Source organism: Cryobacterium zongtaii (genome assembly GCF_002909375.1).
Classification (GTDB): domain Bacteria; phylum Actinomycetota; class Actinomycetes; order Actinomycetales; family Microbacteriaceae; genus Cryobacterium; species Cryobacterium zongtaii.
On the sequence record NZ_PPXD01000007.1, the window covers coordinates 95,933 to 109,637 of the forward strand.

Sequence of the window (13,705 nt, forward strand, 5' to 3'; positions counted from 1 at the left end):
AAGACCGAATGAGCGTAGACGTCGCATGGGCCCAGGCCTGGATCAGGAGCAGCGCGAAGGTTCTCTCCGAGCACCGCGCCGAGCTGAACACCCTCGACCGCGAGATCGGCGATGGTGATCACGGCGAGAACATGGACAGGGGCTTCCAGGCCGTGCTGCCCAAGCTCGATGCGCTGGCCGACGCTGCCACGCCCGGCGAACTGCTCAAGACTCTCGCGGCGACGCTCATTTCCACCGTCGGCGGTGCGGCCGGTCCGCTCTACGGCACGGCGTACCTCAAGGCCGCCGGCGCCGTGAGCGGGGCTGCCGAACTCGACGGCCCGGCCGTCGTCGCCCTTCTCACGGCCGGGCGGGACGGCATCGTGCTGCGCGGCAAGGCCGAATCCGGTGACAAGACGATGGTGGATGCCTGGACCCCGGCAGTGGAGGCGGCCGTCGAGGCCGAAGCCGCCGGGGCCAGCCCCAGCCTGATCCTGGCCGCCGCCGCTGACGCCGCCGAGGCCGGCGCGGTCGCGACCGAACCCTGGGTCGCCCGCAAGGGACGGGCGAGTTACCTGGGGGAGCGGGCCATCGGCCATCGCGACCCCGGCGCCCAGTCGACGGCGCTCATCCTGCGCTGCGGTGCCGATGCGGCCGCACAGTCCTGATCGTGGCTGACCTCAACGACGCTGACCAGGGCGTGGCAGCGTCCCGCGTCGGCGTGGTGTTCGTCTCGCACAGCGTCGAAATAGCATCCGGTCTGGTAACATTGGCCCGTCAGATGGCCCCTAACGTCGCCCTGGTGGCCGCGGGTGGGATGGACGACGGCGGCATCGGCACCAGCTTCGACAAAATCGCGGCAGGCATCGAGGAGGCTGACCACGGCAGCGGCGTCGTGCTGCTCTGCGACCTGGGCTCGGCCATCCTGACCGCGGAAACGGCGGTGGACTTCCTCGACGACGAGGTGCGGGCACGGGTGCGCATCGCCGACGCACCGCTCGTGGAGGGCGGCGTGTCTGCCGCCGTGGCCGCCGAGATCGGGGGAGACCTCGCGGCGGTGCTCGCGGCGGCCGAGTCGGCCGGTGGCGCCGGGGCGGCACCGGCAGATGCCGCGCCGCCCGCACCGGGCACAGCCGGTACCCAGGACCTGCCGCAACCGGTCAGCCGCACGGTGACCTTGCGGAACCGGGACGGGCTGCACGCCAGGCCGGCGGCCGACTTCGTGAAGCTCGCCAGCCAATTCGACGCTGAAGTGTCCGTGAACGGCAAGGACGCGCACAGCCTGCTGGGCATCATGTCGCTCGGACTGACCCGGGGGATGAGCGTGGAGATCTCCGGACCCGACGAACGATCGCGGGCGGCGGTAGACGCCCTGGCCGAGCTGATCGAGACCGGCTTCGGCGAAGAATAGTTTCCGCGCTGCCGCTGGTTGGCTGGGCGCGCTGCGGGGGCGTACGCTGTGGCCATGGTCCAGAATGAGAAATCCTCGGCCCAGGCTCACCGCAAGGGCGCCAACCGCTTGTTCGACTGGGTAGAAGACCGACTCCGGCCCGCCTTCGACTCGCCGCCCGTCGGCACCTACGACGCGGCCGAGACGACCGGGCTGGCCCAGTGCCCGGTGTGCGGCCGGCCGATGACCGAGCACACCATCGAGCACTCGGCACATGACACCGTGTTGAACTGCCCGGTCCCGCACCCCGGGGCCTGGGACCGGGATGCTTTCGAGCCGGTGAATGAATACGGCATGGTGATCCGTCGTCGCCCGGACGAGGGCTTGCCGGAGTGAGTCTGCGCGGAGTGCGACCGCAGGTGGCGGTCGTCACGCGGATCGCCGACGAGCTGTGAAACCCTCAACCCGAGATTGATTCTCGGTCCGATCTCCGCTTGTTGACATAATGGGCATTATCGGTCATGTTCCAATCCCGGGAAAACAGGGTCGGTCCTCGTTCATCCGGCGTTGGAAACTCTCCGGCTAGATCCCCATCACTGCCCGCCTGGGTCGGCTCGGCAGGGTTTTCGATCGCACGCCGGTCACGGAACGAGAGCGTGCGGAAACCCGAAGGCGCCGTAGGAACGACGCCGGTGGCACCAGTCGTCGCACCCCTTCTGGCTGAACGGTGCGGCCCGAGCCCAACGCATATTATGTCAAGAAAATCGGCTCAGGCGCCGACGTACGCCGCCAGATGCTGGCCGGTGAGGGTGGACCGTGCGGCGACGAGGTCGGCCGGAGTTCCCTCGAAAACGATCCGGCCGCCGTCGCGACCGGCGCCGGGACCCAGGTCGATGATCCAGTCAGCGTGGGCCATCACCGCCTGGTGGTGTTCAACGACGATGACAGTTTTGCCGGCATCGACCAGCCGGTCCAGCAGGCCGAGAAGCTGTTCGACGTCAGCGAGGTGCAGGCCCGTCGTCGGCTCGTCGAGAACGTACACGCCGCCCTTTTCCGACAGGTGCATGGCCAGCTTCAGCCGCTGCCGCTCTCCTCCGGACAGCGTCGAGAGCGTCTGGCCCAGGCTGAGGTAGCCGAGCCCCACGTCGGCCAAGCCGACGACAATGGCGTGCGCGGCCGGGATCCGGGCCTCACCGGCGCCGAAGAACGCCACGGCCTCGGTGACCGACATTGCGAGAACCTCGCTGATATCCCGGCCACCGAGCCGGTATTCCAGCACGGATGCGTCGAACCGCTTGCCCTCACACACCTCGCAGGTGGTTGAGACCGTCGCCATCGGGCCCAGGTCGGTGAAGATCACGCCGGCTCCGTTGCAATTCGGGCAGGCGCCCTCGGAGTTGGAGCTGAACAGGGCCGGTTTGACACCGTTGGCCTTTGCGAAGGCCTTGCGAATCGGCTCGAGCATTCCCGTGTAGGTGGCCGGGTTGCTCCGGCGTGAGCCGCGGATCGCGCCCTGGTCGATCGATACCACGCCGGCGCCGGCGGGGATCGATCCGTGCACCAGCGAACTCTTGCCCGAGCCGGCCACGCCGGTGATGACCACGAGCACCCCGAGTGGGATGTCGACATCGACGTCCTCAAGGTTGTGCTCCGTCGCGCCACGGATCTCCAGGGCACCGGTGGGCGTGCGCACGGCCTTCTTCACCCTCGCGCGGTAGTCGAGGTGGCGGCCGGTGAGGGTGTCGCTGGCCCGGAGGCCCTCGAGGGTGCCCTCGAAGCAGACCGATCCGCCCGCCGTGCCGGCGCCGGGGCCGAGGTCGATGATGTGGTCGGCGATGGCGATCATCTCCGGCTTGTGCTCCACCACGAGCACGGTGTTGCCCTTGTCCCGCAGGCGCAGCAGCAGCTCGTTCATCCGCTGGATGTCATGCGGGTGCAGGCCGATGGTGGGTTCGTCGAAGACATAGGTGACGTCGGTGAGCGACGAGCCGAGGTGCCGGATCAGCTTGGTACGCTGCGCCTCTCCCCCGGACAGGGTGCCGGCCGGTCGGTCGAGCGACAGATAGCCCAGGCCGATCTCGGTGAACGAATCGAACAGGTGCTGCAAAGCCGCCAGCAGCGGGGCCACCGACGGGTCGTGAATGGTGCGCACCCACGCGGCGAGGTCACTGATCTGCATGGCGCAGGCATCCGCGATGTTGACGCCGTCGATGCGGGACGACCTGGCGCCCTCGCTGAGACGGGTGCCACCGCAGTCCGGGCAGGTCGCGAAGGTGACGGCGCGGTCCACGAAGGCGCGAATGTGCGGCTGCATGGCCTCACGGTCCTTGGCCAGGAACGATTTCTGCACCTTCGGGATCAGGCCCTCGTAGGTCATGTTGATGTCACCGACCTTCACTTTGACCGGCTCCTTGTAGAGGAAGTCGTGCCGTTCCTTCGTGGTGTAGTCACGGATCGGCTTGTCGGCGTTGAGGAAGCCGGAGCCCGTGAAGATCTTGACGCCCCAGCCTTCGGCGGTGTAACCGGGGATGGTGAGCGCACCCTCGTTCAGCGACTTGGAGTCGTCGTACAGCTGGGTCAGGTCGATGTCGTTCACGGTGCCCATACCCTCGCAGCGCGGGCACATTCCGCCTGTAATGCTGAAGCTGCGCCGTTCCTTGGTCGTGGTGCCGCCTCGCTCGATGGTGACGGCGCCGGCGCCGGAGATGGATGCGACGTTGAAGGAGAACGCCTGCGGCGAGCCGAGGTGCGGCTGGCCGAGCCGGCTGAACAGGATGCGCAGCAGCGCGTTGGCGTCGGTGGCTGTGCCGACCGTCGACCGGGCGTTGGCGCCCATCCGTTCCTGGTCGACGATGATCGCGGTGGTCAATCCGCTGAGCAGGTCGACATCCGGCCGGGCCAGCGATGGCATGAAGCCCTGCAGGAAGGTGCTGTAGGTCTCGTTGATCATCCGCTGGGACTCCGCGGCGATGGTGCTGAACACCAGTGAGCTCTTGCCGGAGCCGGACACGCCGGTGAACACGGTCAGTCGGCGTTTGGGGATCTCGACGCTGATGTCCTTGAGGTTGTTCTCCCGGGCGCCCTGCACCCGGATCAGGTCGTGGCTGTCGGCAACCTGGTTGGACGACGGCGGGGCCGTGGGGGCTGAAGCGTTCATCGTGTCTCCAAGAATGGGTGCCGGGGCTCTGCAGTCGACCAGCTTCGAGCATACGTGAGGATCGCCATGGTCACCGGGCAGTTTGATTGTCGGGTCGACGGCGCGTAGCCGTGGGAGCGGCATCGGATTAGGTTGGCGCCATGCCCAACACCGTCGGACCCACCAGCGCAGTCTTCGCCATCGCCATCGACCCTCGGCAGCTGAGCGCCAGAGAGATAAGCGGGATCCGGGTGGCCTTCGCGGTCAGCGCCGTTGTGGCCATCGCCATCGGGGCGATCCTGCTGGTCTGGACCGAGGCCACCCTCACGGTCATCGCGGTGTTGTTCGGGCTCTATTTCGTGATCAGCGGTGTCGTCAGGATCGCGCGCGGGGTGGCCAGCACCGGGTCGGCCGCCGGCGGCCGGGTGCTCAATATAGTTCTCGGCGTGCTGGTGCTGATCCTGGGCATCCTGGCGCTCCGGAACCCCGAGGGGTCGTTGGCCGTTCTCGGACTGGTCGTCGGCATCGTCTGGATCGTCGAGGGCGTTGCGGCGCTGGTGGAGTACACCACGGACTCCAGCCGCTGGCCCGGAATCCTGCTCGGCGTCGTCGGCGTCCTGGCGGGCCTGATCGTGCTGTTCGCCCCGGTGCAGACCATCGGCGTCCTCGTCACGATCGGCGGGATCATGCTGATCATCTCGGGACTCGTTCAGCTGGTGCGCGCGTTCACCTTCGGGCGGGGCGTCAGTGCCGGGTGACTGACGGTACTAGCTGGTGAAGTCGGAGGTGTCGCCGACGTAGCGGGTGTTGTTCGCCGGGACCGGCTCGACGGCGGCCAGTACGATCTCCGCGGCGAACTCGCTGACGTTGTACAGCTTGCCGGCAGAATCCTGGCGGGCGCTGATGGCACCGGGATTCGCGCGCTCGAGCAGGACCGCCGTGATGGTGCCCTGGATCATGTCACCGGAGACGACGACAAAACCGATGCCGGCCTCGGCAAGTTCGGGAATGACGGCGCGGAGCGCGTCCTCGCCGGCACGCTTGCTGCGGGCCACCGGCTCGTAGACGGCCACGTTCGACGCGGTGTCGACGAAATGCGCCTGGTGGCTCGTGATGAAGACCACGCGGGCGCCGTCGCTGAGCAGCGGCACGGCCGCGGTGAGCAGGTTGACCTGGGCGTCGCGGTTCAACTGCATGGCATAGTCCTCGGCCATGCCGGACTCCATGCCGCCGGACGCATTCATCACGAGGATGTCGAGTCCGCCGTACTCGGCGCGGATGGTGTCGAACATGGCCGAGACGGATTCCGCGTCGGTGAGGTCGGCGGCCACGGTGATCGCGGTTCCGCCGGCGGCGCGGATGGCGTCGGCCAGCTTGGTGGCGCGCGCTTCCTTGTTGCGGTAGTTGATGACGACCTTCGCGCCGGCTTCGGCGAAGTAGGCGACGGTGTCGGCTCCGATCCCCCGGGACGAGCCCGTGACGAGGATGCGCTTTCCCGAGAGACTGCCGGGCTGGAGGGGATTCATCGTAGGTGTGCTCACGGTGATAAACACTACCAACATGCCCAACACCTCCAAGTGCTAGCGTCATCTGCAAGCGACGCTAAGAGGGGCGACGACATGGTGGATTTGACGGACTACCTGTGGATCGTATGGCTGGTCTTCATCCTGGTCTGCGTCATCATCGAGCTGCTGACCCTGGATTTCACCTTTCTGATGATCGCCGTCGGCAGTCTCGCCGGGCTGGGAGCGAACCTGCTCGGCTGGGAATGGTGGGTGCAGATCCTCGTCGCCGGCGCCGTGTCGGTGCTGCTGTTGCTGCTCATCCGCCCGGTGCTCTTACGCCTGATGGCCAAGAGCGCGGCGGCAGTGCCACCCAGCAACGTGGCCGCGCTGATCGGCATGGGCGGGCGGGTGTCCTCCACCATCGCCGAACTGGGCGGCCTGGTCAGGCTCGACAACGGCGAGACCTGGACGGCCCGCCTCTCCCCCGACCGGACCCCGACCCGCATCGATCCCGGCGAGCGGGTCCTGGTGTCGGCCATCGAAGGCTCCACAGCTGTTGTCGTGCCCGAGGAAAGGACCGATTAACGTGCCAAATCTCGATCAACTCCTTCTCCAGATCTTCGTTGTGGTCCTCATCATCGTCGTTCTGGTCTTTGTCGTGGTGGTGCTTGTGCGCACCATCCGCATCATTCCGCAGGCCAGTGCCGGTGTCGTCGAACGTCTCGGCAAGTACCACAAGACCCTGATGCCCGGCCTCAACATCCTGGTGCCGTTCATCGACCGGGTGCGGCCGCTCATCGACATGCGCGAACAGGTGGTGTCTTTTCCACCGCAGCCGGTGATCACCGAGGACAATCTGGTGGTGTCGATCGACACCGTCGTCTACTTCCAGGTGACGGATGCCCGCGCCGCGACCTATGAGATCGCCAACTACCTCGGTGCGGTCGAGCAGCTGACCACGACCACCCTGCGCAACGTGGTCGGCGGGCTCAACCTTGAAGAGGCTCTGACCAGCCGGGACAACATCAACGGGCAACTGCGGATCGTGCTGGACGAGGCCACCGGGAAGTGGGGCATCAGGGTCGGCCGGGTGGAGCTGAAGGCCATCGACCCGCCGCACTCGATCCAGGACTCCATGGAGAAGCAGATGCGCGCCGAACGAGACCGCCGAGCTCTGATCCTCACGGCCGAGGGCACCAAGCAGTCCGCCATCCTCACGGCGGAGGGCGCGCGTCAGGCCTCGATCCTGCAGGCGGAAGGCCAGGCCAAGGCTGCCGTGCTGCGGGCCCAGGGAGAGGCGGAGGCCATCACCACGGTCTTCAAGGCCATCCACGACGGCGACCCCGACCCGAAGCTCCTCGCCTACCAGTATCTGCAGACCCTGCCCAAGCTGGCGGACGGCACGGCGAACAAGCTCTGGATAGTGCCCAGTGAGCTGACCGAGGCGATGAAGGGGATCGGTCGGGCCTTCGGCCCGAATCCGGTTGCCGGCTCCCACCCGGCTGCCGCCGACGCAGCCGGGATCGGCCCAGAGACCCCGGGACCCGATCGTGAACGCTGACCTGACGACGTTCCTGTCCCCGCCAGGGCCGCGGATCCTCGCGCACCGGGGCCTGAGCACGCAGGCGCCGGAAAACACCCTGCTCGCCTTCCTGCAGGCCATCGTCGGCGGGGCTACGCACCTCGAAACAGATGTGCACGCCAGCAGCGACGGCGTCGCCGTGATCAGCCACGACCCGGTCCTGCCGAATGACGGCCCGGCCGTGAACGCTCTCACGATGGCCCAGCTCAGCCGGGTCGACCTCGGCGTGGGCCAGACCTATTGCTCGCTCGCGGAGGCGTTGGCCGCCTTCCCGGACGCCAGGTTCAACATCGACGTCAAGTCCGCCGACGCCGTGTTGCCCGCCGCGCGCGCCATCCGGGCCGCCGCCGCATCCCGCCGGGTGCTCCTCACCTCGTTCTCTGAGAGCCGGCGACGTCGGGTGCTCCGGGCCGTCCCCGGAGCGGCGACGTCGGCGTCTGCCCAGGGAATCGCCCTGATGCTGGCCGCGGTCGGACTCCGGCAGCACTGGGCGCTCCCCCGCATCCTGCGCGGGGTCCACGCCATCCAGGTTCCGGTTCGGGCCGGACGGCTGCGCATCGTCACCCCGCGGGTGATCAACCGGATGCATGCCATCGGCGTGGAGGTGCACGTGTGGACCGTCAACGACCCGGCCGTGATGGCCCGGCTGTTGGCGCTCGGCGTGGACGGTCTCGTCACCGACCGATGCGACCTCGCTGCCCATGTGGTCGCCCGGCGGTGAAACCGTCTGCGACAGGCGGCGGTTTCTGAGAGATCCCCGCGAGATCGGCGGTAACGGAAAGATAACGCACAGCTTGATGGTTTAGAACTGTGAATGCATCGCGAGAGGAGACCACACGATGGCAGATCGTAGTTTGCGTGGCATGAGGTTGGGTTCACAGAGCCTGCAGAGCGAAGAGGGCGTGACCTTTTCCCCACGCGTGAGTCACACGTACTTGTGTGCAACGTGCGAACGCGAGACGGTGATGATTTTCTCCGCCGAAGCCGAGGCACCAGATGAGTGGGAGTGCCGTTTCTGCTCCCAGACCGCAACCCGGTTGGTTGATTCGAAGCCCGTGGTCGTCGACCACTCCGACGAAAAGATCGCCCGCACCCACTGGGACATGCTCCTGGAGCGTCGCACCCGGGCCGAGCTCGAAGAGCTGCTGGAGGAACGCCTCGCGGTCCTGCGTCAGCGTCGGGGCCAAAAAGTCGGCGCGTAACCGGCTCAGCGGGCAGCCTGGCTCCCGCGCACACACCTGACGGCGTCGGCTAACCCCGGCGCCGTTTGCGTATCTTCGCGCGGTCGGCGACAACCGGCGCCGGCGCCAACCGGGGGCCGGCGTCGGAGAGCCCCAGGGCTCTGGCCGACACGACGCAGAACAGCAGGCCCGCCAGGCCGAGGCCGGACACGAACCATTCCAGGGGCCGGCCCGCCGTCATCGCCGGTGTGGTCGACACGCTCAGCGTAACGGTCTGGATCATGGCACCGGGCACCCAGGTGGGCAGGCTGTCGAGCGTCTCACCGTCCGGCGTGATGATAGCGCTCGTTCCGACGGTCGAGATGTTCACCACCGTGCGTCCGGCCTCGATGGCTCGGAGCCTCGCGATCGCCAGCTGCTGCACCGACTCATCCGTGCGACCGAAGTCTGCGTTGTTGGTCTGGGCCAGGATGATCTCGGCGTCGTCGTCGATCATCTCGTGCACGAGCTGGTCGTCGGCGATGTCGAAGCAGATGGCGATGCCCGCGATGATGCCGTCGATGTCGAAGACATTGTCCCGGGTGCCGATCTCGTAGTCCCGGGACACCAGGTCGATCAGATCGGGCGCGAACGGTCGCCAGAAGGCCCGGTCCGGCATGTACTCCGCGAACGGGACCGGGTGCACCTTGTCGTAGAGGTCGACGGCGCCGTCGTCGGCCTTCCAGAGCAACGAGGTGTTGTAGAACTTGCCGTCCCGCTCGGTGATGGTTCCGGCGATCAGTGGAGCATCCATGGCCCGGCTGATGTAGTCCGCAACGCGGGCCGATTCCGTCGAGCGGAGCGGGTCGACGTCGATGCCGTTCTCCGGCCAGACGACGAAGTCGACAGGTTCACCCACCAGTGGCAGGGTCGCCGAGACGTGGTCGTTCAGGATCTGGCCGGGTTCATTCTGCGCGAACAGGCCGGCGTCGGAGGCGCCCTGCACGGCCGCGATACGGGCGGTCCCGCTTTGCAGGGTCGGCCAGGCGGGGAACGCCAACAGCACCGCCACCGCGGCCACCGCGATCGCAGACCTGGCGCCGACGCGCACCCCGGGCTCGCGGCACAGTTGCACGGCCAGGGCGCTGAGCCAGACCATCACAAAACTGAGACCGGACATGCCCACCCAGGCGATGAGCCCGTTGAACGGGCTCTCGGATTGGGAGATGGCGATGCGGCCCCAGGCGAAACCACCGTATGGCCACACCGCGGAAATCGCTTCGCGAGCCGTCCACAACCCGGCGACGACGACCGGCAGCACACCGATCCGGCCGGCGACGGACGGCCAGAGTCGTGGGCCGACGTTCAGCACCACCGCGGTGAGCGCCAGGCCGACCGCGAAGAAGAGCGCCTCGAGCCCGGCCAGGGCCAGCCAGGGCACCGGGCCGAGGTACAGGGTGAGCCAGCTGATGTGGATGAGCCAAAACGACAGGCCGGCCACCAGGCCGACCAGCAGGCCCGTCCAGGGCCCGCGTCCGAGTAGGGCCAGGAACATCAGCGCCGCACCGACGGGGGCCAGGATCCACCAGGACCGATCCGGGAACCCGGCGTCCATGATCGCGCCGGCACCGGCGGCCAGCAGAATCGCCGCCCACAGGGGCAGGCCGGTGCGTCGGAGTATGCCGGTGTTCACTTCAATAGCCTAAGCGACCGAGGAATACGCCACGATGCCGCGCCGAATGGAGTCCATCGCCACTCGCGCCGTCCGACCGACGGGGCCGTCCGCGACGAGCGAGAGCTGGTCGAGGAGGTCGATGGTCTGCTTGGTCCAACGCACGAAGTCACCCGCAGCCATCTCGGCCTCCTCCAGCACCAGGCCGAGCGAGTCGCCGCGCGCCCACTTCCACATCGCCAGGCTCAGGCCACCCGCGAGGGGGTTGCTGCCGGGCAGCTTGTGGTCCCGTTCGAGGTCGTCGAGCTGGCTCCACAGGATCGAGGTGGCGTCCAGCGCGGGCCGGAACGGGCCCTTGGGCAGGAACCTCTCGTCGGTCTCGCCCTCGTCCCGGCGCGGTTCGAAGACCAGGGCGCACGCCATGGCGGCGAGGCTGGGCGCATCGAGGGAGTTCCAGAGGCCACGGCGCAGCGATTCGGCGACGAGCAGGTCGCGGTCGGCGTAGATGCGGCGCAAGATGCGGCCGCTCTCGCTCAGCGTTACGGCGCGGCCCTCGCCGGGCACAAGGTAGCCGAAGCCGAGCAAGACATCGGTGACCCTGTCGAACACCCGGGCGACGGCCCCGGTGCGGGCCGTGATCTGGCTGGTCAGCGCCTCGGTCTCCCGGGTCAGTTTCCACCACCTCTGTGCCCAGCGGGCGTGGGCTTCGCGGTCCGGGCAGCTGTGGCAGGGGTGCGCGCGCATGCGCTTCCGCAGAGCGGCCAATTCCTTCTGGCGCCGGTCCCGGCCCCGCGCATTCGAATCGGCGGCGGCATTCTCACGTTCGAGGTCGGACAGACGTCGCCGGATGCCCGAATACTCGGTGAAGTCGCCCAGGTGGCAGGCCATCGAGGTGGCGTACCCGTCCAGCGAACTCTGCTGCTGCCGCACCCGCCGGGCCAGGTCGACCACGGCGCGGTCGGCCTGGAACTGTGCGAACGAGGACTCCAGAACCTCCCGGGTGTGTTCCCGGCCGAACTGGTCGATGAGGTTGACGGCCATGTTGTAGGTGGGTTTGAAGCTGGAGTTCAACGGGTAGGTGCGCCGGGACGCCAGCGAGGCGACGGCCTGCGGGTCCAGGCCCTGCTGCCACTGGATGACGGCGTGCCCCTCAACGTCGATGCCGCGGCGGCCGGCGCGACCGGTGAGCTGGGTGTACTCCCCCGGCGTGATCGGAACCCGCGCTTCACCGTTGAACTTCTCGAGCTTGTCGAGCACCACGGTGCGGGCCGGCATGTTGATACCCAGCGCCAGCGTCTCCGTGGCAAAAACGGCTTTGACCAGCTTCTTCTGGAAGAGCTCTTCGACGACTTCCTTAAAGGCTGGCAGCATGCCGGCGTGGTGGGCTGCCACGCCGCGTTCAAGCCCGTCGAGCCACTCCCAGTAGCCCAGAACGGCGAGGTCCTCGTCGAGCAGGGTGCGGCAGCGTTCGTCGACGATCTGCCGGATCTGATCGCGCTCGGCGGTGTCGGTGAGGCGCACGCCGGCGCGGAGGACCTGGCGCACGGCCTGATCGCAGCCGACCCGGCTGAAGATGAAAAAGATGGCGGGCAGCAGGTGCTTGCCCTCGAGCATCCGCACGATCTCGGCTCGGTCCATGCGACCGGACTCCGCTTGCGCGCGCTGCTGGTGGTACCTGCTCTGGTTCGAGCCCCGGCGGCCACGGCCTGACCTGTCGGAGAGCGGCCGACCGCCGGCCTGATTCAGTCGCACCAGCTCCGGGTTCACCCGGTGGGTGGCGGCCAGCCCCGACGAATCGAACAGGTCCAGCATCTTGCTCTTGACCAGCACGTGCTGGTCCAGTGGGACCGGCCGTTCCTCCGAAACAATGACGTCGGTGTCGCCGCGGACGGCCTGCAGCCAGTCACCGAATTCCTCAGCGTTGGACACCGTCGCGCTCAGCGACACCATCCGCACCGACTGGGGCAGGTGAATGATGACCTCTTCCCAGACCGCCCCGCGGAAGCGGTCGGCCAGGTAGTGAACCTCGTCCATGATGACGAACGCGAGATTGCCGAGCAGGTCGGAATCGGCGTAGAGCATGTTGCGGAGCACTTCGGTCGTCATCACGACTATCCGGGCGCCGGCGTTGACGTTGGTGTCCCCCGTGAGCAGGCCCACCTGGTCTGCGCCGTATTCGGCGACGAGCTCCTGGAACTTCTGGTTGCTCAGCGCCTTCATCGGCGCGGTGTAGAAGACCTTGGCGGTCTTCTGCTGCATGGCCAGGAAGATGGCGAACTCGGCGACGACGGTCTTGCCGGCGCCGGTGGGCGCGGCGACGAGCACGCTGTTCCCGGCCTCGAGCGACGCCCCCGCGGCGAGCTGGAAGGAATCCAGGTCGAAGCGCAAGCCCCGACGGAATGTCTCGAGTTTGGGGGTCTGCGCCCGCAGGCGTGCTGCTGTGTACCGGTCCGCCGGTGACTGGAGGTCTGTCATCTGGTGCGCTAGAGCGCCAACTCCCGTTCGAGGGCACGGGCGCGCCGGGCGGCGCGCTTGTCGTGCAGGTACGCGATTCCGTATGCGGCGAAGTACAGCAGGATCATCGGGACCGCGAGCATGAACATCGAGATCACGTCAGCGGCCGGGGTGGCGATGGCGGTGAAGAGGATGATCACCAGAACGGCGATGCGCCAGGACTTGATGATCGAGGCGGCGCTGATCACCCCGGCAAAATTGAGCAGGACCACAAAGACGGGCAACACAAAGGCGATGCCGATGGCGACGAGTAGTTTGAGGGTGAAATCCAGGTAGTTCTGGGCATTGATGAAGGCCGCGTCCTCCGGCGGCGCGAAGCTCGTCATGAGGCCGACGACCTGCGGCAGCACATACCAGCCGGCCGCACAGCCGGCGAGGAACAGGGGCACCGCCGTCAGCACGAAGCCGTAGACGTACTTCTTCTCGCCGCGGGTGAGGCCCGGCATCAGGAACGCGAAGATCTGGTACAGCCAGATCGGGCTGGACACCACCAGGCCCACGTAGAACGCGATCTTCAGCTTGAGGTCGAAGGCAGAGGTGATGTCGGGGTAATTGATCTGTGCGTTCCGGTCCTGCGCCTCGATGATGGCGTAGATCGGTTCGCGCAGCGCGGACCAGACTCCCTCGGAGAGCATCCAGCCGATGATGGCTCCGACGAGGATACCGGCGGCGGCACGGAACAGGCGCTTGCGCAGCTCGACCAGATGCTGGCCCAGCGACATCGTGCCCGCACGGTTCGCACGCTTGGTGGTGCGCACGGCCACGGG

13 protein-coding genes are annotated in these 13,705 nt (G+C 67.4%); 8 read left to right on the top strand and 5 right to left on the bottom strand.

All coding sequences use genetic code 11. The annotated features are described in order from the left end of the window. The first annotated feature begins 8 nt into the window (after nt 1–8). The 3 genes from dhaL to C3B61_RS05210 are packed head-to-tail and all read left to right on the top strand — an operon-like array spanning nt 9 to nt 1,765. The gene (dhaL, locus tag C3B61_RS05200; protein ID WP_088456190.1) at nt 9–647 is read left to right on the top strand and encodes a dihydroxyacetone kinase subunit DhaL; all 639 of its coding nucleotides are present in this window, start codon (nt 9–11) and stop codon (nt 645–647) included. A gap of 2 nt (nt 648–649) precedes the next feature. Next, complete coding sequence (dhaM, locus tag C3B61_RS05205; protein ID WP_244285840.1) at nt 650–1,390, top strand: dihydroxyacetone kinase phosphoryl donor subunit DhaM; 741 nt, start codon at nt 650–652, stop codon at nt 1,388–1,390. Between the two features lie 54 nt (nt 1,391–1,444). After that, on the top strand, nt 1,445–1,765 hold the full coding sequence (locus C3B61_RS05210; protein WP_088456191.1) for a hypothetical protein: 321 nt from the start codon (nt 1,445–1,447) through the stop codon (nt 1,763–1,765). Between the two features lie 373 nt (nt 1,766–2,138). On the opposite strand, the gene C3B61_RS05215 is transcribed toward C3B61_RS05210, so the two are convergent. Further along, nucleotides 2,139–4,526, bottom strand: a complete 2,388-nt coding sequence (locus C3B61_RS05215; RefSeq protein ID WP_088456192.1) for an ATP-binding cassette domain-containing protein — start codon at nt 4,524–4,526, stop codon at nt 2,139–2,141. A 140-nt stretch (nt 4,527–4,666) separates the two neighbouring features. On the opposite strand from C3B61_RS05215, the gene C3B61_RS05220 reads away from it, so the two are divergent. Next, the gene (locus C3B61_RS05220) at nt 4,667–5,263 is read left to right on the top strand and encodes an HdeD family acid-resistance protein (RefSeq protein WP_088456193.1); all 597 of its coding nucleotides are present in this window, start codon (nt 4,667–4,669) and stop codon (nt 5,261–5,263) included. A gap of 9 nt (nt 5,264–5,272) precedes the next feature. Here the strand turns inward: C3B61_RS05220 and C3B61_RS05225 are convergent, their stop codons facing one another. Further along, nucleotides 5,273–6,031 (bottom strand): SDR family oxidoreductase, encoded by a 759-nt coding sequence (locus tag C3B61_RS05225; protein WP_088456194.1) that lies wholly within the window; start codon nt 6,029–6,031, stop codon nt 5,273–5,275. Nucleotides 6,032–6,124: 93 nt separating this feature from the next. On the opposite strand from C3B61_RS05225, the gene C3B61_RS05230 reads away from it, so the two are divergent. From C3B61_RS05230 to C3B61_RS05245, 4 genes are all read left to right on the top strand, one after another. Continuing rightward, nucleotides 6,125–6,595 (top strand): NfeD family protein, encoded by a 471-nt coding sequence (locus C3B61_RS05230; RefSeq protein ID WP_088456195.1) that lies wholly within the window; start codon nt 6,125–6,127, stop codon nt 6,593–6,595. A 1-nt stretch (nt 6,596) separates the two neighbouring features. Further along, entirely contained in the window at nt 6,597–7,571 is a 975-nt protein-coding gene (locus C3B61_RS05235; RefSeq protein WP_370289932.1) for an SPFH domain-containing protein, read from the top strand. Next, on the top strand, nt 7,561–8,313 hold the full coding sequence (locus C3B61_RS05240) for a glycerophosphodiester phosphodiesterase family protein (RefSeq protein WP_244285841.1): 753 nt from the start codon (nt 7,561–7,563) through the stop codon (nt 8,311–8,313). The genes C3B61_RS05235 and C3B61_RS05240 overlap by 11 nt, the downstream gene beginning before the upstream one ends. Before the next feature lie 118 nt (nt 8,314–8,431). Continuing rightward, nucleotides 8,432–8,794 (top strand): RNA polymerase-binding protein RbpA, encoded by a 363-nt coding sequence (locus C3B61_RS05245; protein WP_088456196.1) that lies wholly within the window; start codon nt 8,432–8,434, stop codon nt 8,792–8,794. A 49-nt stretch (nt 8,795–8,843) separates the two neighbouring features. Here the strand turns inward: C3B61_RS05245 and lnt are convergent, their stop codons facing one another. From lnt to tatC, 3 genes are read right to left on the bottom strand one after another with little or no spacing between them, the layout of a single operon-like run. Continuing rightward, a complete protein-coding gene (gene lnt / locus C3B61_RS05250; protein ID WP_244285842.1) occupies nt 8,844–10,445 on the bottom strand; it encodes an apolipoprotein N-acyltransferase in 1,602 nt (533 codons plus the stop codon). A gap of 9 nt (nt 10,446–10,454) precedes the next feature. Continuing rightward, nucleotides 10,455–12,899, bottom strand: coding sequence for a DEAD/DEAH box helicase (locus C3B61_RS05255; RefSeq protein ID WP_088456197.1), 2,445 nt, complete (start codon nt 12,897–12,899; stop codon nt 10,455–10,457). An 8-nt stretch (nt 12,900–12,907) separates the two neighbouring features. Next, nucleotides 12,908–13,702, bottom strand: a complete 795-nt coding sequence (gene tatC, locus C3B61_RS05260) for a twin-arginine translocase subunit TatC (RefSeq protein ID WP_341476138.1) — start codon at nt 13,700–13,702, stop codon at nt 12,908–12,910. Nucleotides 13,703–13,705 lie beyond the last annotated feature (3 nt).